The following is a 20,570-nucleotide window of genomic DNA, read 5'->3' on the forward strand; positions in this document are numbered from 1 at the left end:
GCAGAGTGTTCCTGTAAGTAATTGGAATAATAATCAACGGGGAAGGTGAGAAAGATGAAATCCATTTGTGTATTTTGTGGTTCAAACTATGGGAATGACATGGAGTTTAGGCAAGCAGCCAGAGAGCTTGGAAAGTTCCTTGCCAATAAAAAAATATCCCTGATTTACGGTGGAGGGAAGGCGGGGCTAATGGGGGAAATTGCAGATGCTGTCTTAAGCCATAAAGGCCATGTTATTGGGATCATACCTAAGTTTTTAAAAGATAAGGAACTAGCACATGAAAATATAAGTGAACTCTTTATTGTAGACACAATGCATACACGCAAAGCGAAAATGTATGAGTTAGCAGATGGATTTATTGTCATGCCTGGAGGTTATGGAACTTATGAAGAACTTTTTGAAGTGCTCTCTTGGTTGCAAATAGGCATACATAATAAGCCAATTGCTCTGCTTAATGTCAATGGTTTCTTCGATCCTCTTATAAAAATGTTAGAACATACTGTCGATAAAGGTTTTGCAAAGCCTGAAAATCTAAAGTTAATTATAAGTGCTGGCAATGTGGCTACTCTTTATCAATTGATGGAGAATTTCAAACCTAATTTAGTAAATAAATGGACATGATACCTCTCCTGATGGCAAATCGACCTGTATCATTTTCTAGATAGCGAAAGAGTTTTTGCAACTCCTGCAAGTTCATATATACAGGTAGTTTATTATCAATCTTCGGGGTTTCGATACCAACCATGAAATCATTCATCAACAGGTTTTCGTGTGTAAAGTACTTCGTAAACGATTTTAAACAAGAGATTTTTCGGTGAATCGTTCTAGGTTTCATATTTTCTTCTGTAATTTGTTCTTGGATAAAACGTCGCACGAGAGTTTTATGAATGTCATCCAATTCAAGGGATCGATGATGCTTTACCAAAAAATCTTCAAAGGTCTTAAGATCAAAGAATAACCAGCAACAGTGTTTTTCGAATAGTTTTTTTCAATTTCTAGATACAGTAAAAATTCATCAATAGCTTCTTGCAGCAACATCTAAAATAACACCTCAGTGATAATGAACGATCATTGACAACAAGTTCAAAAGATGATGATTATCGTCTAAAAATAGATCATTCGTTCACATCAAAAACACCCGAAAATTATGAGGAACTTAGAAGAAGAAGTGCCTAATAATTGTTTTTATAGGAACTTGAAGGGAAGGACCCCTAACATTACGAAGAAATAATTTAGTTTACATAATATATATTATAGGAAGTTAAGGATAGATTGTCTCATAATATAAGTATACTTGTTACATTGAGACAAAATAAAAATTTTGAAACGCTGATCTTAATTTTCATTTCAACCAATTATAAATCTTTCGGTATTCATTTTGAAAGTCTGATCGAAATGAATTCTATATGATCCTGTAAAGTCATTCATCGTGTAATGTTTTCATTCTGCATCGATCGATTATGATAATAATTTTATAATGTTGCTTTTTGGCTTAAACATCTCACAAATTAAACCGATCTATTTTCGCATCCGTCATTCTGTTTTATAACCTATATTTACCATTTAGAATGAAAGAATTGTAAGAAATTATTTTAGTCTATTCCATTCAATATTTCAGTGCAAACGCTATTTCTACAATTTATAATTCATTTTTCATTTATCCTCCTCCCTATTTTCCACCTAAAAGTCGTTCTGATGCTGCTGTTGCAGAGGACTCACCACTTGGTATTAGTTATATAAGATGGATATTTGAGATCATGCGGAGATATTCACTGGAATGATCCCCTTCTACTTTCGCACAGCATGAAACGCTTAAATTTCAATTTAACTGCTTCAAAACAGTTGCCTAACTATCCTTCTTTCTTTTTGCTTCGACCTTCCATCTTGTCAGTGTTACAATGCGTTCGTATTATTAAATAAAAGACAATTTTCATATCCTTTTTTGAAACCATTTGGCCTTTCGTTCGTAAAGAAAGTAAGGAGGCGATTGGATGCTAAAAAAATTTTTAAAAAGAATTTTAGACTCCTCTGCTTACCGTCACCATTCCCATTATAGCAGCGACGACAGCAGGAAATGGGAAAGAAGACACTCTTCCCACTACGGTCACCATTACTATAAGAAAAAATGGAAATCGAGCGGATTTTTCTTCCGTTCCCATAGCAGCTAATAAAGTCGGATGCGTATGAAGAAGTGGATAGACTTATTCGAAAGGGCCTTAAAAGTCGGAACCGTTCTCAACAATCGTTATGAAATCGTTCGATTGTTGGGTAAAGGAGGATATGGGCTGGTGTATGAAGCTCTTGACAACTCACTTGGCCAAAAAGTGGTTGTCAAACAATTAAGGAAGCGAAGAGCAAAATCCCAAAAGGATTGTCTCGCTTTTGAAAATGAAGCTGCCATATTGAAGTCTCTTTCCCATCCGGCTTTTCCTTCCTACATCGATTCTTTTCAAGATCAGACCGGAAAATTTATAGTGATGGAAAAATTGGACGGATACTCATTTGAAGAACTTATTTTTCAACAAAAAAAGGAATTTGATCATGACGATTCTTTGCTGATCTTATTAGAAGTGTTAAAACTTGTTCATTTTTTGCATTGCCAAGGGATTATACACCGCGATTTGCGGACCCCCAATATCCTGATGAACAACGATCAGCTGTTGATTATTGATTTTGGTTTAGCACGTCGAATAGGAGCTCGTGATGATTTCAATGAGAAAAATTTCAAACATGTCGCACGATGTTCCTTCTCGTTTCAAGAAGATCTAATGGCACTTGGCCATTTTGTTCTTTTTTTGCTGTATTCAACCTATAAGCCTGTTTCCATCAGGGAAAAGAGCTGGGAAGAAGAATTGAAGTTGCCTAGAAAAACTAAAGAGGTCATTCGAAAAATGCTTCATATCAGCCCTCCTTATGATTCTGTGGAACAAGTGATAGAAGATGTCCAAAACATCCTGTTTTCAAGTCCAAATCAGCGAGAAATAAAACCCATAATCGTTGCTCAAAATGGATAACGTGTAGCTGATTGTGGTTTCGAGATTGTTTGTTCCAATTCATGTTATGAACCATGATAAAAGAATGAAAGAAAAGAGCGTGTTTAAATCATCTTTTTTATAACACGCTCTTATAATATTAGAACTATATCACCCTATGTATAACATCTTCTCCTAAGCGTTCATTTATTAGTTAAAGGGACTCTTCAATTCTATCCAACCATTCATTTACTAGTTCCATACAACCACTCATTAAACGATGGTCAGGAGAATAACCATGCATCATGATAATCGGTTTACCTTCCCCTAAATCTTCATAATAGATTTCAGCTTGCCGAACTTTACAATAGGTCATATCTCATCCTTCTTTCTTCCATTTTGAAAAATCGCTTAATTGACATAATATTTATTCGCTTTTTTCGTCTTAAACTCCTGGTTCCTTTACTATTGCTTAAAAACATCCGATTTTTTTCATTTTCGCGATGATGAATACTATTTTTGTATTCTTAACCAATCATTTTTTCAAATAAAATGAACAACACGCCTGCTGATAACAGGCGTGTATGATAGTTTTGAAGGTTTTCTATTCGACATGAATCTTTTTAAGATTTTTGGTGAAACGGCTGTTTTGGGCCGCTAAATTTCGATGTTTTTTCATCACAAACAGTACGCTTAAAGCCCATACAAGGAAAACGGCGATATTAGCAAAAGTAATCCACGAATCAGATAAATTTCTTGATTTTAATAATGTTTGCAAATTCGAATAAATGATCATTCCACCAACAAGGACACCTAGCAAATGGGAAGGAATGATTTTTATTAAAAATGCGGCGATCGGTGCGGCAATCAGGCCTCCAATCATTAAGGCCAATGTCCAGATCCAGTTGATTTCATTCGCTCCTAGCGAAAGAAGAAATCCTATGCTTGACGCAAGTGATACTGCGAATTCGCTTGTATCCACTGAACCGATCACTTTCCTCGGTTCCAGATCCTTTTTGGATAACAATGTCGGGGTTGCTATCGGGCCCCATCCCCCACCGCCGGTCGCATCGAAAAATCCGGCGATAAATCCTAAGGGAACGAACAGTTTTTTGGACACTTTTTTTCCTTCAGCCTTTTCATTCTGACTGGATCGGAAAATAAAGCGAAATATAATGTACACCCCTAAAAGTAGAAGAAAAATGGAGATGTACGGCTTTAACACGTCTCCCGGAAGATTACTTAATACGGTAGCACCTAGGAAAGCCCCGATGGATCCAGGGATAATTAATTTCAAGACGATTTCTTTGTCGATGTTTCCGAAACGTATATGAGAAATGCCGGACGCTGCCGTTGTCACCACTTCTGCCAAATGAACAGAAGCGGAGGCTGCAGCCGGAGCGATGCCATACAATAACAGCAAGGAAGTGGATGTTAAACCATAACCCATTCCAAGCGATCCGTCTACTAATTGTGCCGCTAAACCTACTAATGCAAGTACGATTAATTTTTGCATTATTGTTCCTCCATTCAAACACAAACAAACCAATCATAATAGATCGTGATTCCATACAGATTCCAGTTGCTCTCTAAACCGTTGCTGTTCTTTGGTTGAAGATAGATAAATGGGGTCTACCGCTTTTTTCAGCCATTTTCTTTTTTCTTGCGGATCTGATATATGCTGTTTGATTGTTTCCCTGATTTCAAATAAAAATTCTAAGTAAGATTCATAGCGCTCATCATATTGCTCGGCTATTTGGTTTTTAATCTGTTTAGCCAAAGTGGGACTGGCTCCTCCTGTTGATACACCGATGACTAATTTTCCACGATTGAATGATGCCGGGATCGTGCAATTTCCTTTTTGGGGATCCGTTGTATTGACCACAAGCTGATGAGGTTTGGCCGAATTGGCTATTTGATCATTTACGATTTTGGAATTGGTAGCAGCAATGACGAAAAAAGCGTCTTTATAATCCTCATATTCAATCGACTTTTGAATAAGCGTCACCTTTTTTTCATTTGCCAGCTCCACGATCCTATGGTGAAAAGTAGGGCTCACAACATGAACATGAACGTGATATTTTAGCAAATGTTGAATCTTGTGGTAGGCGACATGACCGCCGCCCGCTACAACGATTTTTTTATCCGATAAATCAACCATAATAGGAAACATGGATTTCCCCCATTTTCAACGCATTTTTCACTCGATCTTGGACAGCTTCTTTCAGCAAAGGATCATATCCTAAATAACGGCATAAGATGACATCCTTTTCTGTATCGAGATCACGAATTTTCTTTTCCATCCCTTTCATTAAGAGTCCGGTAAATAACAAATATGGGAGTACAAAAATTTGTTTAAGTCGAGATTCATTGACCATCTCTTCCAAAGCTTCTTCAAAGCTTGGAGACGCCCCAGTTAGATAAGAAGTTTTCACATAAAAATACTCGGTTTTTTGTTTAAATCGACGAGCAAGTTCGTTAAAATCAAGCTGCATATCCTTGTCTTTGCTGCCGCGTGCTACAAGCAATACTCCTGCATGGTCCTTAATCGGAACTCCTGTTTCTTTGATTCTATTTTTTAATATTTCAGACACACTTTTATGTACGCCAATCGGTTCTCCATACAGGATCGTCACAGAAGGATAAGAAACTTGCAGCTGCAGCAAGATTTTAGGAATATCGGTTTTCACGTGTCCTGCCGCAAAGAGGAGAATGGGAATGACATATACTTCGTCAGCCCCTTTTTCAATGCAGCGTAAAAAAGCGTCTTTGATCGTAGGCCGGACCAATTCAAGAAATGCAATTTCTTGAATTGGGATGGATATCTCTTTTTGAACTTGTCGAACAAATTCAATCGCTTGTTCGCATCCTTTTTTGACCCGGCTTCCATGGCAAATATATAGGACGGCTTTCATACGGATTCCCCCATTAAAATGAACGGCTCGGTTTTTTCAAACCAACTCAGCTTCTCCCGCAGCTTTACCACTTCCCCAATCACAATCATGCTTGGATTTTCCACCTTTTCTCGACGAACTACATCAACGATGGTTTCCAACGTACCTGTTACAGTCCGCTGCTGGGAGGTAGTTCCCCAATGAACTAGAGCAACTGGAGTATCTTTCGGTTTGCCGAATTTCAACAATTGTTCTTGAATGTACGGAAGATTGCTGACTCCCATATATATGGCCAGTGTATCGATTCCTTTTGCCAGAGCTTCCCATTTCAAGTCTTCATGGGTTCCTTCCTTGCGATGTCCAGCCACAAAAGCAAAACTGCCGCTATACTCCCGATGGGTAACAGGAATTCCGGCATAAGCCGGGGCAGCGATTCCTGATGTTATGCCAGGCACTACTTCAAACGGAATGCCATTCTTTACTAAAAATTCCGCTTCCTCCCCGCCTCTTCCAAACACAAAGGGATCGCCTCCTTTTAACCGCGTCACTGTTTTCCCTGCTTTTGCATGTTTTACTAGAATGTGATTAATCGTTTCTTGCTGGAGATGGTGATGTTTCGGCAATTTACCGCAGAAAATCAGAGTAGCTCCCTGTTTGGCATAATCCAACAATGCGGGATTTATAAGGCGGTCGTATAAAATCACGTCCGCCTCTTGAATGGCTTTTAAACCTTTTAATGTAATTAATTCTGGATCGCCTGGGCCGGCTCCCACCAGGAACACTTTTCCCAACTTTCTCAACTCCTATCAATATTTTGCGTATTGATCATGATCGGTTCCAATGACAAATCCGCCGCCATTTCTTAGTTTCTTTTTTTCATATAACACAATTTCTTCAATGGGCGGTAAGGTTAAATAAAATTTTTCCAATTCTATTTCAACTAATTCAAATGCCCGTTCGTCATTGTCAGCCGCAATGATGACAGGTATCATTTGCTGATCCTCTGTGATGACTTCAAAACGATATAGAGTCATAGTTTTCCTCTTTCTTGTCAAGCTGTTAAGGCCAAATTGCTTAATATACGATCCAACTCTTCTTGAAGTGGTTCTATTCCCACTCGTTTGAAGTATTCAAAAAACGTTTCGCCTTCCAATTTGGTCTTGCTGAAATAGGTTAAGAATTCTTTTAATACAAACGGCAGATGTTCGCCGTCGATTCTTCCTTTTAATTTTTGGTTAAATTGGCCGCCATTCAACAATGTTCCGCCCACATTGATTTCAAATGCTTGCACCATTTTCTTTTCTTTATTTTTCATTAAAACTCCTTGCAAGCCGATATCAGCAATTTGCCGCTGGCCGCAAGAGTTAGGGCAGCCCACCATATTGATGCGAACCGGAACATCCACATCCACTTCCTTGTCAAGAAATGCGGCAAGCCGTCTCATTCTTTCTTTTGTCTCAGTCAAAGCTAAATTACAAAATTCAATGCCTGTGCATGAAATGGCATAAGCGGTGAATCGCGGTGGACGTATCGAGAATTTCTCCAGAATAGGTTCTTTAAGCAAAGCATCTACATTTTCAGTCGGAACATTGGCAATAATCAAATTTTGCGAACCACATGTCCGGACTTCTCCGTTTCCATATTTTTTCGCCAGCCGAGCCAATTCCAATGCATCTTCTACTTGCAGTCTGCCCACTGGAATATTCAAACCGACGTAATGCAGTCCTTCTTGTTTTTGTGGATGAACTCCGTACAAATAGCTGGCATTCCATCCTTTTGTCAGATCAGTTCCTGCTTCAGGAAGCGGACCGGTAAGTTCTAACAATTTTTCTTTGAATTTTTCCGGACCCCAATCCGCCACTAAAAATTTCAAGCGTGCATGATTTCGTCTTTCCCGATAACCGTAATCACGGAAAATGGTCAGAACGCCTTTTACAACATCTTTTACTTTTTCAGGCAGTACAAAGATATCGAGTGGAACAGCTAGTTTTGGCACCGCGGACAACCCGCCGCCAACTTTTAGATGGAACCCTATCTTTTCCTCTCCGTCGATGACTTTTTTGGCTGGAACGAATGCACAGTCATTGATTTCTGCTTGTCCGGAATTATAAACATTAGCGTTGATTGAAATTTTAAACTTTCGAGGCAGGTTGGAAAAATCTTCGTTGCCGGTCAGAAATTCATGTATTTCTTGAACGATCGGACGAGTATCCAATACTTCGTCTTTATCAATGCCTGCCAACGGATTTCCGAGAATATTCCGAGGAACATCACCGCAGGCGAAAGTGCTGGTCAATCCCACTTTATTCAAGCGATCAAAAATTTCCGGAATGTTTTCAATTCTCAACCAATGAAATTGGACGGCTTGGCGAGTTGTAATATCAAAAAAGTTTCGTCCAAAATCTTTTGCAATGCCCGCCAAAGTTTCTAACTGTTCATTGTTTAGTATTCCAGTCGGCACTTTTACCCTCATCATAAAATAGCCGTCTTCTTTCGGACGTTGCAAATAAAGCCCCGCCCATTTAAATGCACCCCATTCTTCTTTTGGAATGGATGAGAAACCGTGTTCCGCATAGTATGGAATATCATTAAAAATTTCCAAACCGTCTTTTTCCAGTTTCCGAAGTTCATCCTTATTCAATTTGGGATTATCCTTCCACACTTTTTCATAACTCATAGAAATTCCTCCTCCTTTAGATCCAATTTCTTTCTTTTATATAGGACAAAAGCTGTTCCGCGCATTCTTCGATTGAAAACCGATCGGTCTCCAATACGATTTCAGGCGATTCAGGCTCTTCATAGGGAGAAGAGATACCTGTGAAATCTGAAATCTCTCCTTTACGCGCCTTTTTATAAAGTCCTTTTGGATCACGTTCTTCGCATTGGCTGAGGGGACATTTGACATACACTTCAATAAATTCATCTTCTTCGAGCAATTTTCTGACCGTTTCACGATCTTCACGAAATGGGGAAATAAAAGCAGTAAATACCATTTGCCCACTATCTACAAATAATTTGGCGACTTCTCCAATTCGGCGAATGTTTTCTTTGCGATCTTGTTCCGAAAATCCGAGGTCTTTGTTTAAACCGTGGCGGATATTGTCCCCATCTAACACATAAGTCTGCACCCCTAATTCATGAAGTTTTTTGGCGACGCGGTTGGCGATCGTGGATTTTCCTGATCCCGACAGCCCTGTAAACCAGAATACAGCGCTGTGATGCCCATTCCGTTTCCGGCGTTCCTCTTTTTGCAAAGATGGTTCATGCCATACAATATTTTGTGCCATTCTATATTCCCCTTTTTGCTGACTCATTTATAAAAGCTTTATACAAGTAGTGTTGAGATCTATTAATACTTTTTGATTGAACCCGCCGCCAACTCCCTATTTAAGAAGTCAACGGCTGGTTTTAGAAGCACTAGCGCTTTTTTATTGATGAACCGGCGCTTTTTCTTTTAAGCCTTTAATTAAAACTTCCACTACTTCCTTGCGGCTAAAAGTGCTAGGCGGCACTTCTCCATTGCGGAGCATTTCCCTTACTTTTGTTCCTGATAATATGACATGGTGTTCTTTTCCATGCGGGCAAGTTTTCGTAGACGCCATGCTTTCACATTTCGTACAGTAAAAACTATGTTCAAAGAATAAGAGAGTAATATCAATTTCCTCCCGAGTAAATTGGTCAAATATTTTTTGAGCGTCATACGTACCGTAATAATTTCCGACTCCTGCATGGTCTCTCCCGACGATAAAATGCGTGCAGCCATAATTTTTTCGCACCATCGCGTGGAATACAGCTTCCCTTGGGCCGGCGTAGCGCATGGCTGCCGGGAATACGGCTAAAAACACACGGTCTTCAGGGTAATAATTTTTCAAAAGTACTTGGTAGCTTTCCATCCGGACATCAGCAGGGATGTCGTCTGCTTTTGTTTCCCCGACAAGCGGATTTAAAAAGAGGCCGTCCACAATTTCAAGAGCTGATTTCTGAATATATTCATGCGCCCGATGAACCGGATTTCTGGTTTGAAAGCCGACGACTTTTTTCCAGCCTTTTTCTGCGAAAATTCTTCTCGTTTCTGCCGGGTCAAAATAAAATTCGCTAAATTGCGTTCTTTTAATTCTTTTGACTAGAACAATAGGACCTCCTACATAAACATTTCCGCGGCTGAACATTTTTTTCACACCCGGATGGGCTAGTTCCGTTGTTTTGTAAACCAATTCCGCCTCTTTTTGTTGATCTGGTTCATAAATATCTTTAATGGTGATCACACCATATGTAGCACAGTCAAAAGTAAGCCGAACCTGTTCCCCGATTTGTAGATCGGCTGCTTTTTCTTTTGTGACCGGCAGTGTAATGGGGATGCTCCAAACAATGCCGTTGGAGAGCCTCATCGTTTCGACTACGCTGTTGTAATCTTTTTCTTCTAGGAATCCTGTTAAAGGACTATAGGCTCCTGTCGCGATTAATTCAAGATCGCTTAAAGCAGTGGCATCCAGCTCAATTTCTTTTTCAATGCCTTCGAATGGATATTCTGGATTGTACGCTTGAATTAGAACTCCTCCGTGCGGTTTTATTTCGGTCATGTAGAGGATCCTCCTTATTTTATATATTTAATCAGTCTACTTGGTTTAGTGATTTTAAGAGGGCAGATGTAAACCGCATTCCGTTTTTCCGGTGCCTTTCCATCTTCCGGCCCGTAAATCCTCTAAATCAAATACAGGAGAGGTGCAAGGCTGGCATCCGATGCTTGGATATCCTTGATCGTGCAAAGGATGGTAAGGCAGTTCTTCATTATACGCATACCGCCAAATTTCTTTCCACGTCCAATGAATTAATGGACAAATTTTAATTTTGCCAAACTTTTTATCAAGGTTTATGTAATTCGTGTGTTTTCTTGTTTCTGATTGTTCCCTTCTCAAGCCTGAGATCCATGCTTCAACAGGTTCGAGAACACTTTTTAGCGGAACAATTTTGCGTAGATGGCAGCACAAATTCGGATCTTTTTTCCATAATTCTTCACCGTATTGTTCGCTTTGCTGCTGCAGCGTTAATTCCGGCTTTTGCATGACGATGTTCAGTTCCGGATAACGTTCTCTCGCTTTATCAATGGTTTCGTATGTTTCTTGAAAGTGCAGTCCTGTGTCTAAGAAAACGACGGTCGCTTTTGGATTGATTTTATAAATCAAGTCCACAAGTACACTTCCTTCTATTCCAAAACTGCACGAATAGACAATTTTTTCTCCATAATGGTCATAGGCCCATTCCAGAACTTCTAATGCCCCTTTTGTTTCACTCTTTTCATCAAATTCCGGTAGTTGATAATGATCCCACGTGTCAAACGTAAATAATTCGCTCAAAATACCCCTTCTTTCTATACCACTCATTGGTGTTCCTGTTTAGAGGCTGATGGTAAAATGAAAAAATCTTTCCATTTCAGGAAAGAATCAATAGGTACCATATCATACATACCTTATCTCCCAAAATGGATACCATTTTGCTGGAATTGGCACCTTACCTTCTTTTCAAGGCAGGTTGCCAGACTTCATTGGGCCAGGTCCCTCCGTCGTTCTTGATAAGTTTAATTGCTTTTTATTTTATCAGAAAGTTACTAAAAGTCAACGAATTTTTCCGCAGTTTTTTGATAGGAATTTATAGGAATTTATAAAATTTGTAGAATCATTTTACCTTTTCGTATAAATAAACTCATAGGCAGCAAGAAAAAATTTAAAGAGAACAACTCTTTGCTGAAATGAAATTTTTCTTCCTTCTTAAATTTGGGGCATTGTATTTCCTGCATTGGAGTCATTGTTTTGCCACATCCATTGCTTGAAAGGATTAACTTCTTGATGGGGCGTTTGAAGATTTTACGGTGGAAAACGGTTTGGCATTAAAAAGTAGTACCTTCATGGAAGTGATCCGAAAAAGAGCGACATGTTTTAAAAAATGGATATAAATACCCATATTGTTTGTCTGATGATTTGTTCAAAACAATACAAATGAATTATTGTGCAAAAAAAATCTCCCATCAAAATCTTTTTGATGGGAGATCCTTCTACTTTTGTTTTACAGCATTGCTTATACATATATCTCGCCGTAGAAAAATCCTTTACTCTGTACCGGACGGTTTTTCTGTCCATCCTTCTATGACTGTACCGCTTTCTGATTCGTCAATGGCAAAATTGCCATTTGAGTAGCGGTCATTCTCTCTTAATCCGGAAAGGGAAACCGTTTCTACGACTCCTTTTTCCGTTCGCAAATAAACGATGGAGTCATTGTCGGTGAGATCTAAATACGCAATTCGGTGCGGATGGGATTTTAATTCTCTTAATAAAACAAGACCCCGTTTAGCTCTGGACATTTTTTCCATTTCATTCAATTTCATTTTTTTCACAGCTCCGCGCTGGGTTGCCACAAAAATATAAGGCTGTTCTCCTCGGACGAATACTTTTCCTCTGACCACATAATCATCTTCTTTTAAATTGATGCCTTTTACTCCGGCCGCTCTTGGTCCTACGGTATTAATTTCTTCTTCTTCAAACCATAGCCCATATCCCAACCTTGTAGCAATGAACACATCCATTTGGCCGTTTGTTAAAAACACATCGATTACTTCATCATTATCTTTTAAATTAATGGCCACAAGCGGACGTGAATAGCGCTGTGCTTTATACTGAGACAGTTCAGATTTTTTGGTCATGCCGTTTTTCGTGAAAAAGAGAAGATAGCCCTTTTCCTCAAAATTTTGGACCGCAATGGCTTGAATGATCTTTTCGTCTTTTCCTATGGCGATCAGGTTGGCAATATGCTGCCCCATTTCTTTCCAGCGAATATCAGGCAATTCGTGTACAGGAATATACAAATAATTCCCTTTGTTAGTGAACAATAGCAGCACATCGGTGGTGCTCAATTCCGCTTGGAACAGCAACCGATCTGAATCTTTCATCGCCAAATCGGCACCGCTTGAAGCCGAGTAGGAACGAAGACTTGTTCTCTTAATATATCCTTCTTTCGTAACGGTTACCATGACGTCTTCAATAGCAACGGTCACTTCAGGATTGATTTTTATTTCTTCTATTTCTTTTTCAATGGTCGTCCGTCTTTCATCCCCATACCGCTTTTTCATTTCGATTAATTCCTTTTTAATAACGGACAATAGTTTCTTTTCGCTTTCCAATATGGCCGTCAATTCAGCGATTTTCTTTTTCAAATCTTCCGCTTCTTTTTGCAAAGCAGTGACATCCGTATTGGTAAGGCGGTACAGTTGAAGGGAAACGATCGCTTCTGCTTGCGGTTCAGAGAATTCAAATCGATTCATTAAATTCAGCTTTGCGTCTTTTTTGTCTTTGGATCCTCTAATCACCGCAATCACTTCATCGAGTATGGACAGCGCTTTGATTAATCCTTCTACAATATGTTGTCTTTCCTTCGCTTTTTGCAAATCGTATTTTGAACGGTTCGTGACCACTTCTTTTTGATGGGCGATATAAGCGTCCAACAGGGCAGGCAAACTCATCAGTTTCGGCCGGCGCTCATGAATCGCCACCATGTTGAAGTGGTACGCAATTTGCAGATCGCTATTTTTATACAAATAGTTCAGAATTCCTTCTGCATTTGCTTCTTTTTTCAATTCAATGACGATCCGCATGCCCGTTCGATCGGTTTCATCCCGGACTTCGGCGATTCCTTCCACTTTTTTGTCAATACGAAACTCTTCAATCCGTTTGACAAGATTCGCTTTATTGACATCAAACGGAATTTCAGTTACCACAATTTGTTTGCGCCCGCCGCGAATCGTTTCTATTTCCGTTTTACCGCGTATCACAATTTTTCCTTTTCCTGTTTCATATGCTTTTTTGATTCCGTCAATTCCTTGTATAATGCCCCCGGTCGGGAAATCAGGACCCTTAATGACCTTCATCAAATCGTCTACGGTGCAATCAGGTTGATCCATTCGCATAATGACACCGTCAATAATTTCTCCTAAATGATGAGGCGGTATTTCCGTCGCATATCCAGCCGAAATACCCGTAGAACCGTTCACAAGCAAATTTGGAAATCTTGCCGGGAGGACGGTCGGTTCATATGCGGTATCATCAAAATTAGGCACAAAATCAACTGTTTTTTTATCAATGTCCCTCAGCAGCTCTGATGCGATCGCGGACAGTCTCGCTTCTGTATAACGCATTGCAGCCGGAGGGTCGCCGTCGATGCTTCCGTTGTTTCCTTGCATTTCGATCAGCAGGTTCCGCAATTTCCAGTCTTGGCTCATCCTGACCATGGCTTCGTAAACAGAGGAATCACCGTGCGGGTGGTAATTGCCAATGACATTACCTACCGTTTTAGCAGATTTTCGAAAAGCTTTGTCATGAGTATTGCCATCGACCAGCATTGCGTACAATATGCGCCTTTGTACAGGCTTTAAACCATCGCGGGCATCCGGCAGCGCCCGATCTTGAATGATGTATTTGCTGTACCGGCCAAAACGGTCGCCCAACACTTCCTCAAGTGGTAAATCTTGAAAACGTTCTTCCATTGCCATCGACTATTCAACCTCCTCTCGATGGGACAGATTTTCATTTTCCAGAAGACTCACATCTTCTTCAAGGCCAAACGCCACATGATTTTCAATCCATTTGCGACGCGGCTCTACTTTATCTCCCATCAAGGTCGTCACTCGCCGTTCCGCCCGGGCGGCATCATCGATTCGAACCCGGACGAGCGTTCTTGTTTCGGGATTCATAGTCGTTTCCCACAGCTGGTCCGCATTCATTTCGCCTAGCCCTTTATAGCGCTGAATCATATAGCCTTTGCCGACTTTTTTAATGGCCGCCTGCAATTCCTTTTCCGTCCATGCGTATTCCACTATCTCTTTTTTCCCCGTTCCTTTGCTGACCTTGTACAAAGGAGGAAGCGCGATAAATACTTTTCCCGCTTCAATTAATGGCCTCATATAGCGATAAAAGAACGTGAGAAGAAGTACTTGAATATGCGCTCCGTCCGTATCGGCATCCGTCATAATAATAACTTTGTCATAATTGGAGTCTTCTACAGAAAAATCAGGACCGACGCCGGCTCCAATGGCATGGATGATCGTATTGATTTCTTCATTTTTAAAAATATCCTGAAGCTTTGCCTTTTCCGTGTTGATTACTTTTCCACGCAACGGAAGCACAGCTTGGAATCTCCGGTCGCGTCCTTGTTTTGCAGAGCCGCCCGCGGAATCCCCTTCCACCAAATACAATTCATTACGATTAGGATTTCGCGATTGGGCAGGTGTCAATTTTCCGGACAGCATGGAATCTGATTTTTTTCGTTTTTTCCCGTTTCTCGCTTCTTCTCGCGCTTTTCTTGCTGCTTCTCTAGCCTGAGACGCTTTGATGGCTTTTTTGATCAACAAAGAACTGATATCAGGGTTTTCTTCTAAAAAGTAGGATAACTGTTCGGAAACAACGGCATCTACAGCGGAGCGGGCTTCGCTTGTTCCAAGTTTTCCTTTTGTTTGGCCTTCGAACTGAAGCAATTCTTCCGGGATCCGGACGGAAATGACAGCGGATAATCCTTCGCGAACGTCAGAGCCTTCTAAATTTTTATCTTTTTCTTTTAATAAATTGACTTTTCTGGCGTAATCATTAAACACCCGCGTCATCGCCGTTTTTGCTCCGGCTTCGTGAGTTCCCCCGTCTTTTGTACGGACATTGTTGACGAAGGAAAGAACATTTTCCGAAAATCCGTCATGAAATTGAAAAGCAAACTCCACTTCGATTCCGTTTTGTTTTCCTTCAAAAAACGCGACAGGATGCAAAGGTTCTTTATCTTCGTTCAAATATTCTACAAATGCTTCAATGCCGTTTTCAAAATAGAACGTATCATGTTGATTATAACGTTCATCCCGTATATCGATCTTTAGCCCTTTTAATAAAAAGGCACTTTCTCTTAGTCGTTCACATAAGATTTCATAATTGAACACAACCGTACTAAATATAGTCGGATCCGGTTTAAAGTGGATTTTTGTTCCTGTTTTCGTCGTTTTTCCGATTTTTTCTAAAGTCGTTTCCGGTTTTCCGCCATTTCGAAAGCGTTGTTCATAAATGAATCCGTCTCGCTGAATAGTCACAATCAGCCATTCCGATAAGGCATTGACCACGGAAGCGCCAACCCCATGCAAACCGCCGCTTGTTTTGTAGCCGCCTTGTCCGAATTTCCCCCCGGCGTGAAGCACCGTGAGAATGACTTCGGGAGTCGGCTTTCCAAGTTTATGCATTCCAGTCGGCATTCCACGACCGAAATCTTCCACACTAACCGAATTGTCTTTATGTATAACGACTCTAATTTCATCACCATAGCCAGACAATGCTTCATCCACCGCATTGTCGACAATTTCATACACCAAGTGATGCAATCCTTTCGAATCGGTTGATCCGATGTACATTCCTGGCCTTTTTCGAACCGCTTCCAAACCTTCTAATACTTGAATCGCATCCTCGTTATATTCCATTTGGTTCTTCTTATTTGCCACGAACATTCCCCTTTCAAAACAAAAACAAACAAACGTTCGCATTTTATTATAACATACATAATGATAAATGAAAAATCCGTCCAAATAACCAAAACATCTTTTATTTGGTTTTGTACAGGTTCATTTTAACCATCCAAAAGCGTTCTCCATTCACGTTCAAAAGACACCTATGCACTATTTTACCTTTTCATGAAAAAAGCGCAAGAAAGGAAATGAAAAACTGTTTCACAGATACAGGGCCAGGCCTCATTATATGAGGACTGGCCCTTGCCCAGGTAGGTATGTTGTTTATTTTGTCATGGCATGCTCGATTTTAATACAGCGATTCATAATAACGGTGTAGCCTTTTTCTTTTAAATATCGGTACACTTCTTCATTTTCGATCCCTAATTGAGCCCAAAAAACAGGACAATCAATCTTTGTAAATTCTTCCGCAATTTCCGGCAATGCCTCCGATCGACGGAAAACATTCACAATGTCAACCGGCCCTTCAATATCCGTTAAAGAGTCGACCGCTTGAACACCCAACACTTCATCTACAGCTGGGTTTACGGGAATGATTTCATATCCTGCCTGTTGCATCGCTTCCGCTACTTCATAAGAGGGGCGATTCGGATTATTGCTTAGACCCACAACGGCAATTCTTTTGGCTTTTTTTAAAATTTCTCCAATTTCTTCTCGTGATGGATTCTCGATCATACTGTTTCCTCCTTTTTTAGCCTGCATGCAGCTTTTTATTCTATTCTATCTCTTCAATCTAAATCCTGCTCATCTGAAGCTTTCGCTTTTCATAAAAAAATCTTTTTTTATTGATCCCGACCATGATAAAATAGAGTGAAACTTCCAATTGGGGCGTCCTGTTCAGCGGGAAAAGGCATTGTTCAAAAATTTTTAGGCGTTCATCAACGATTGTATAGGAATTGGATATAAAGAAAATAAAAACCGATAACAACATAGTTCGGAAAAAGGGGCAATGACCAGAATGGAATATGTAGTCTTTATTTTAATAGCTTATCTGCTTGGTTCCATTCCATCTGGCTTGATTGTGGGAAAGATATTTTATGGTGTGGATATCCGCGAACATGGAAGCGGAAATTTAGGAGCAACCAACGCTTTCCGCACACTTGGAATAAAAGCAGGATCTGTCGTGATTATCGCTGATATCCTAAAAGGCACGCTCGCTACTTTGCTTCCAATCTGGTTCGGTGCAGACTTGCATCCTCTGATCGCAGGTATGGCAGCTGCCGTTGGGCACAGCTTTCCCGTTTTTGCCGGATTTCGAGGAGGAAAAGCAGTGGCTACATCAGGGGGAGTACTGCTGGCGTACGAGCCGGTCTTATTCCTATTATTAGTCGTAGCCTTTTTGATTAGCTTATACATATCCAAATATGTATCGCTTTCCTCCATCATCGTTTCCATAATCGCTGTGATCTATACTTTCTTTAAAGGGGATATCCCCTTGATCATTGTCGTATTGTTCTTGGCATCCTTTGTTATTTTCCGCCACCGAGCAAACGTCAAAAGAATTCTGAATAAAACGGAGCCAAAAATTAAATGGATGTGAAAAAAGAGCCTTATCACAAAAGGCTCTTTTTTTCTGGGAGTGCCATTACGACATTATATATCTACAGAGAGAACGTTGATCCGATATTCGAACGATCGTATTCGCGAATAAGAGTAGAAGGAAACGGGTCAGATTCGACGTGCTTATTGGTTGTTCTTTTTTGGCCAAGAAAGGTAAACTAACTATGAGATAAGTATTGGATCTAATCCAAAACAAAACGAGGTGTATTTAAGATGAATATTCAGATATCCAAAAAAGCGCTTGAGTGGTTTGAGGATGAAATGGGCGTGAAAAAAGGAGAATTCGTACGATTCTTTGCCCGTTACGGCGGGTCCAGTCCGCTTCATCAAGGATTTTCACTGGGAGTTTCAAAAGAAGAACCCATCCAGATTGGAGCGAAAGCAGAATATAACGGGGTTGTATATTATGTAGATGAAAAAGACCTCTGGTTTTTCGACGAACATGATCTTTATGTGGATTATAGCGAAAAATTGGATGAACCGATTTATCAATATACGCTTCAATCGTAAAAAATTATAGGGCGGCCCCAAAAGAATTTCTTTTAGAGACCGCCCTGGAAGAATTAACGGAAAACGTTGAACCTAAAGGCGAAAATGCCGAATATGGTCTGTCAATCCTTCTGATTGAAGGATTTCTTTTTGTTTTTCCCCAAGAAGATCAAAATGGGAGTAACCGTCTCGTCGAATGTGAATCCATTCTTTTTTCAAACCGTATTTTTTCCCCCATTTGGCTAACTTTTCAAGGTCATTACACCCTACTTTCGTCACACTGTGACAATCAGGAAAGCGGCTGTCCAACCAAAAATGTGTTAAAAAAGCAATTTCGCCATTTTCAATTCGATGTTTCCAATTTAACAGTTCTTCCCTTTTGATTCCAAATGCCATAACCGTCCCTCCTTGCCTACGGATATTGCTTGGACAGGCATTTTAGATCGTTCTCATGCTTCGTGTCGTTCGGGAATGTTCTTTTTACAGCGAAATCGAAAGAACCTAATCTTTACACTTTACAGAAACAGCATTTCATCGTAAAAGGAGACGTTTCCCCTTTTTCCGTTTCCGCGGTGTACCCGTATGTAATCATTTCGATTCATTTTTTTCCGAAATAAGCATGAACACTCTCACTTCAAGCCATTGATATTTTATCACAATACTCGATCATTCGCTTTTAAACTGCTTCTGATGGCATAAGAAAAGGGCGACTCAAGTGAGTCAGCCCTAAATTTGTTATTCTGTTTGCTGATTGGAAGCTTCGTCTTTTATTTCATTCCGGAATCCCTCGATGCTTTGACGACGGCGTTCATTTTTTTCTTTAATTTTTTCTAATTGTTCTTTGGAATCTGTATAGGCCATTGATTCCTCTGCTCTTTCCATGTTTTCAATCGTATGATGAATCATGTTTTGCAATTTTTCTACATTGTCACTGCGATCGTCTGGATTTGGACGATGATTGGTCATGAAACATCCTCCTTGTCGTCATATATTGAGAGCTGGATTTACTCGCCTTTCGTCTGGATCACTTGTGCGTGGTGTCCTGATTTGTCTTGCATTTTTTTGCCTTTGTTGCCTCCTGCTGCACGAGGCTGGGTGCCTAAATGATCCGGCACAAAATATTTGCTTTTTTTATGTGGATTGCTCATAAAAAAATTCCCCCTTGACATAAAGTTTCTCCTGTTCTGGGGGGATTATAACGCAAAAATTTATTCCGCTTTTTCCATTCGTCTCATTTCCAGTCGTGCCTCAAGCCTCTCCTCGATCTTATCCAGCGCTTGTTGATCATGAAGAAGCGCTTGACGATTCTCTCTTACTAATTCATGAAAGGATCTTTTTCTGATTTTTCTCATTGTTTTCCCTCCGTTGTTAGTGCTGTTGATTTTTAGTATGGCCAAGTGGAAGAAAGAGTATAAACAAATTTGCAAAATTTTTTATTATTTTAGCCAATTGATCATTTGCTGAAGTTGTAAATTTCCAATATGTTTATGGATGATCACTCCATTTTCATCAATGACATAAGTTGTCGGAATAGCCGCTACTTTATATGTTTCATTCACTTTGCCGTCTTGATCTAAAAGAATAGGGTACGATATGCCATATTTCCGGGCAAACTGTGTAACATTTGATTCAGGATCCATATTGACTGCCAACAATTCCACTGATCCTTTATTTTGTTCATAAAATCTCTGCAAAACCGGAATTTCTTCTTTACAAGGTGGACACCACGTAGCCCAAAAGTTGATGATAATCTTTTGTCCTTTTCTCTCTTTTAAGCGTATCCGCTCTCCCTTTAAAGTCGTCAGCGTAAAATCCGGTGCGTTTTCACCTATTTTTAAACCAGGAAGACGATCTCCTTTCTTTAGACGCTGATCTTGTTTACCTGTCTTTTCCATTAGATTGGATTGATTCTTCTCTTCTTTCTTTGCATTTTCCGGAAATGGATCGGCTTTCAGTTGCTGGCTCGCAGCCATCAGCAGAAGACAAGCAATCAATAGGACTCCCCATTTTATTTTGATCATGCTGACACATTCCTTTCGAATATGCTTTGTCCTATTATATGCCTGTCCATAAATGTTAGAAGACAAAGAAAAAGAGGCTGACAAAATTTTGTCAACC

General features: G+C 40.0%; 22 protein-coding genes, 2 pseudogenes and 1 riboswitch. Of the genes and pseudogenes, 5 read left to right on the forward strand and 19 right to left on the reverse strand.

The window, feature by feature from the left end; genetic code table 11:
- Positions 1-54 precede the first annotated feature (54 nt).
- Positions 55-621: an LOG family protein gene (locus tag NST12_RS08040; RefSeq protein WP_003352899.1), complete on the forward strand. Its 567-nt coding sequence runs from the start codon at positions 55-57 to the stop codon at positions 619-621.
- Here NST12_RS08040 and NST12_RS08045 read toward each other — a convergent pair.
- Positions 596-1,038 (reverse strand): annotated as a pseudogene (locus tag NST12_RS08045) (site-specific integrase). The gene NST12_RS08040 and the pseudogene NST12_RS08045 sit on opposite strands and share 26 nt — an antisense overlap.
- A gap of 953 nt (positions 1,039-1,991) precedes the next feature.
- Between NST12_RS08045 and NST12_RS08050 the strand changes: the two are divergent.
- Positions 1,992-2,168, forward strand: coding sequence for a hypothetical protein (locus NST12_RS08050; protein WP_187118537.1), 177 nt, complete (start codon positions 1,992-1,994; stop codon positions 2,166-2,168).
- Between the two features lie 15 nt (positions 2,169-2,183).
- The gene (locus tag NST12_RS08055; protein ID WP_169799156.1) at positions 2,184-3,014 is read left to right on the forward strand and encodes a serine/threonine-protein kinase; all 831 of its coding nucleotides are present in this window, start codon (positions 2,184-2,186) and stop codon (positions 3,012-3,014) included.
- 208 nt (positions 3,015-3,222) lie between these two features.
- On the opposite strand, the pseudogene NST12_RS08060 reads toward NST12_RS08055, so the two are convergent.
- The 13 genes and pseudogenes from NST12_RS08060 to NST12_RS08120 form a co-directional block, all read right to left on the reverse strand.
- Positions 3,223-3,348, reverse strand: a pseudogene (locus NST12_RS08060) (alpha/beta hydrolase); the annotation flags it as partial.
- Positions 3,349-3,576: 228 nt separating this feature from the next.
- Positions 3,577-4,488 carry a sulfite exporter TauE/SafE family protein gene (locus NST12_RS08065; RefSeq protein ID WP_048623354.1) on the reverse strand — a complete coding sequence of 304 codons (912 nt, stop codon included), beginning with the start codon at positions 4,486-4,488 and terminating at the stop codon, positions 3,577-3,579.
- 33 nt (positions 4,489-4,521) lie between these two features.
- Positions 4,522-5,145: an NAD(P)-binding protein gene (locus tag NST12_RS08070; protein WP_341029471.1), complete on the reverse strand. Its 624-nt coding sequence runs from the start codon at positions 5,143-5,145 to the stop codon at positions 4,522-4,524.
- Complete coding sequence (locus NST12_RS08075; RefSeq protein ID WP_327797498.1) at positions 5,126-5,887, reverse strand: sirohydrochlorin chelatase; 762 nt, start codon at positions 5,885-5,887, stop codon at positions 5,126-5,128. Before NST12_RS08075 ends, NST12_RS08070 begins: the two co-directional genes overlap by 20 nt.
- Positions 5,884-6,657 carry a uroporphyrinogen-III C-methyltransferase gene (gene cobA, locus NST12_RS08080; protein WP_341029474.1) on the reverse strand — a complete coding sequence of 258 codons (774 nt, stop codon included), beginning with the start codon at positions 6,655-6,657 and terminating at the stop codon, positions 5,884-5,886. The genes NST12_RS08075 and cobA overlap by 4 nt, the downstream gene beginning before the upstream one ends.
- Before the next feature lie 15 nt (positions 6,658-6,672).
- The gene (locus NST12_RS08085) at positions 6,673-6,900 is read right to left on the reverse strand and encodes a DUF3906 family protein (protein WP_048623358.1); all 228 of its coding nucleotides are present in this window, start codon (positions 6,898-6,900) and stop codon (positions 6,673-6,675) included.
- A 17-nt stretch (positions 6,901-6,917) separates the two neighbouring features.
- Positions 6,918-8,543: a nitrite/sulfite reductase gene (locus tag NST12_RS08090; RefSeq protein ID WP_048623359.1), complete on the reverse strand. Its 1,626-nt coding sequence runs from the start codon at positions 8,541-8,543 to the stop codon at positions 6,918-6,920.
- A gap of 16 nt (positions 8,544-8,559) precedes the next feature.
- Positions 8,560-9,153 carry an adenylyl-sulfate kinase gene (gene cysC / locus NST12_RS08095; RefSeq protein ID WP_003352912.1) on the reverse strand — a complete coding sequence of 198 codons (594 nt, stop codon included), beginning with the start codon at positions 9,151-9,153 and terminating at the stop codon, positions 8,560-8,562.
- A gap of 141 nt (positions 9,154-9,294) precedes the next feature.
- Positions 9,295-10,446: a sulfate adenylyltransferase gene (gene sat / locus NST12_RS08100; RefSeq protein ID WP_048623360.1), complete on the reverse strand. Its 1,152-nt coding sequence runs from the start codon at positions 10,444-10,446 to the stop codon at positions 9,295-9,297.
- Positions 10,447-10,500: 54 nt separating this feature from the next.
- Positions 10,501-11,247 carry a phosphoadenylyl-sulfate reductase gene (locus NST12_RS08105; RefSeq protein WP_048623361.1) on the reverse strand — a complete coding sequence of 249 codons (747 nt, stop codon included), beginning with the start codon at positions 11,245-11,247 and terminating at the stop codon, positions 10,501-10,503.
- 83 nt (positions 11,248-11,330) lie between these two features.
- A riboswitch (SAM riboswitch) is annotated at positions 11,331-11,442 on the reverse strand.
- 527 nt (positions 11,443-11,969) lie between these two features.
- Positions 11,970-14,402, reverse strand: a complete 2,433-nt coding sequence (parC, locus tag NST12_RS08110) for a DNA topoisomerase IV subunit A (RefSeq protein WP_048623362.1) — start codon at positions 14,400-14,402, stop codon at positions 11,970-11,972.
- A gap of 3 nt (positions 14,403-14,405) precedes the next feature.
- The gene (gene parE, locus NST12_RS08115; RefSeq protein WP_280513057.1) at positions 14,406-16,379 is read right to left on the reverse strand and encodes a DNA topoisomerase IV subunit B; all 1,974 of its coding nucleotides are present in this window, start codon (positions 16,377-16,379) and stop codon (positions 14,406-14,408) included.
- A gap of 288 nt (positions 16,380-16,667) precedes the next feature.
- Positions 16,668-17,078 (reverse strand): CoA-binding protein, encoded by a 411-nt coding sequence (locus NST12_RS08120; RefSeq protein WP_048623364.1) that lies wholly within the window; start codon positions 17,076-17,078, stop codon positions 16,668-16,670.
- Between the two features lie 283 nt (positions 17,079-17,361).
- Here NST12_RS08120 and plsY point away from each other — a divergent pair, with 283 nt between their 5' ends.
- Together plsY and NST12_RS08130 are read left to right on the forward strand one after the other, a co-directional pair.
- Positions 17,362-17,943, forward strand: a complete 582-nt coding sequence (plsY, locus tag NST12_RS08125) for a glycerol-3-phosphate 1-O-acyltransferase PlsY (protein WP_040340886.1) — start codon at positions 17,362-17,364, stop codon at positions 17,941-17,943.
- A gap of 233 nt (positions 17,944-18,176) precedes the next feature.
- Complete coding sequence (locus tag NST12_RS08130) at positions 18,177-18,473, forward strand: HesB/YadR/YfhF family protein (protein ID WP_048623365.1); 297 nt, start codon at positions 18,177-18,179, stop codon at positions 18,471-18,473.
- A gap of 72 nt (positions 18,474-18,545) precedes the next feature.
- Here NST12_RS08130 and NST12_RS08135 read toward each other — a convergent pair whose 3' ends face one another.
- The 5 genes from NST12_RS08135 to NST12_RS08155 all read right to left on the reverse strand — a co-directional run bounded on the left by NST12_RS08135 (position 18,546) and on the right by NST12_RS08155 (position 20,473).
- Positions 18,546-18,848, reverse strand: coding sequence for a hypothetical protein (locus NST12_RS08135; protein WP_048623366.1), 303 nt, complete (start codon positions 18,846-18,848; stop codon positions 18,546-18,548).
- Between the two features lie 339 nt (positions 18,849-19,187).
- Positions 19,188-19,418, reverse strand: a complete 231-nt coding sequence (gene tlp, locus NST12_RS08140) for a small acid-soluble spore protein Tlp (RefSeq protein WP_341100880.1) — start codon at positions 19,416-19,418, stop codon at positions 19,188-19,190.
- Positions 19,419-19,456: 38 nt separating this feature from the next.
- Complete coding sequence (locus NST12_RS08145) at positions 19,457-19,600, reverse strand: acid-soluble spore protein N (RefSeq protein ID WP_040340887.1); 144 nt, start codon at positions 19,598-19,600, stop codon at positions 19,457-19,459.
- A 60-nt stretch (positions 19,601-19,660) separates the two neighbouring features.
- A complete protein-coding gene (locus NST12_RS08150) occupies positions 19,661-19,804 on the reverse strand; it encodes an FbpB family small basic protein (protein WP_082142289.1) in 144 nt (47 codons plus the stop codon).
- An 84-nt stretch (positions 19,805-19,888) separates the two neighbouring features.
- Positions 19,889-20,473 (reverse strand): peroxiredoxin family protein, encoded by a 585-nt coding sequence (locus NST12_RS08155; protein ID WP_048623367.1) that lies wholly within the window; start codon positions 20,471-20,473, stop codon positions 19,889-19,891.
- Positions 20,474-20,570: the final 97 nt, after the last annotated feature.

Origin of the sequence: Bacillus sp. FSL W8-1127, assembly GCF_038006725.1 — a bacterium.
Taxonomy (GTDB): domain Bacteria; phylum Bacillota; class Bacilli; order Bacillales; family DSM-4216; genus Bacillus_O; species Bacillus_O smithii.

What these genes read in the sequence shown, in the direction of transcription:
- parC (WP_048623362.1), bottom strand. Translation starts at nt 14,402, where the DNA reads ATGGCAATGGAAGAACGTTTTCAAGATTTACCACTTGAGGAAGTGTTG.
- NST12_RS08155 (WP_048623367.1), bottom strand. Translation starts at nt 20,473, where the DNA reads ATGATCAAAATAAAATGGGGAGTCCTATTGATTGCTTGTCTTCTGCTG.
- NST12_RS08085 (WP_048623358.1), bottom strand. Translation starts at nt 6,900, where the DNA reads ATGACTCTATATCGTTTTGAAGTCATCACAGAGGATCAGCAAATGATA.
- NST12_RS08105 (WP_048623361.1), bottom strand. Translation starts at nt 11,247, where the DNA reads ATGAGTGGTATAGAAAGAAGGGGTATTTTGAGCGAATTATTTACGTTT.
- NST12_RS08065 (WP_048623354.1), bottom strand. Translation starts at nt 4,488, where the DNA reads ATGCAAAAATTAATCGTACTTGCATTAGTAGGTTTAGCGGCACAATTA.
- NST12_RS08150 (WP_082142289.1), bottom strand. Translation starts at nt 19,804, where the DNA reads ATGAGAAAAATCAGAAAAAGATCCTTTCATGAATTAGTAAGAGAGAAT.
- NST12_RS08130 (WP_048623365.1), top strand. Translation starts at nt 18,177, where the DNA reads ATGAATATTCAGATATCCAAAAAAGCGCTTGAGTGGTTTGAGGATGAA.
- NST12_RS08040 (WP_003352899.1), top strand. Translation starts at nt 55, where the DNA reads ATGAAATCCATTTGTGTATTTTGTGGTTCAAACTATGGGAATGACATG.
- NST12_RS08070 (WP_341029471.1), bottom strand. Translation starts at nt 5,145, where the DNA reads ATGTTTCCTATTATGGTTGATTTATCGGATAAAAAAATCGTTGTAGCG.
- NST12_RS08090 (WP_048623359.1), bottom strand. Translation starts at nt 8,543, where the DNA reads ATGAGTTATGAAAAAGTGTGGAAGGATAATCCCAAATTGAATAAGGAT.
- NST12_RS08050 (WP_187118537.1), top strand. Translation starts at nt 1,992, where the DNA reads ATGCTAAAAAAATTTTTAAAAAGAATTTTAGACTCCTCTGCTTACCGT.
- cysC (WP_003352912.1), bottom strand. Translation starts at nt 9,153, where the DNA reads ATGGCACAAAATATTGTATGGCATGAACCATCTTTGCAAAAAGAGGAA.
- NST12_RS08145 (WP_040340887.1), bottom strand. Translation starts at nt 19,600, where the DNA reads ATGAGCAATCCACATAAAAAAAGCAAATATTTTGTGCCGGATCATTTA.
- NST12_RS08120 (WP_048623364.1), bottom strand. Translation starts at nt 17,078, where the DNA reads ATGATCGAGAATCCATCACGAGAAGAAATTGGAGAAATTTTAAAAAAA.
- tlp (WP_341100880.1), bottom strand. Translation starts at nt 19,418, where the DNA reads ATGACCAATCATCGTCCAAATCCAGACGATCGCAGTGACAATGTAGAA.
- NST12_RS08055 (WP_169799156.1), top strand. Translation starts at nt 2,184, where the DNA reads ATGAAGAAGTGGATAGACTTATTCGAAAGGGCCTTAAAAGTCGGAACC.
- NST12_RS08075 (WP_327797498.1), bottom strand. Translation starts at nt 5,887, where the DNA reads ATGAAAGCCGTCCTATATATTTGCCATGGAAGCCGGGTCAAAAAAGGA.
- sat (WP_048623360.1), bottom strand. Translation starts at nt 10,446, where the DNA reads ATGACCGAAATAAAACCGCACGGAGGAGTTCTAATTCAAGCGTACAAT.
- NST12_RS08135 (WP_048623366.1), bottom strand. Translation starts at nt 18,848, where the DNA reads ATGGCATTTGGAATCAAAAGGGAAGAACTGTTAAATTGGAAACATCGA.
- plsY (WP_040340886.1), top strand. Translation starts at nt 17,362, where the DNA reads ATGGAATATGTAGTCTTTATTTTAATAGCTTATCTGCTTGGTTCCATT.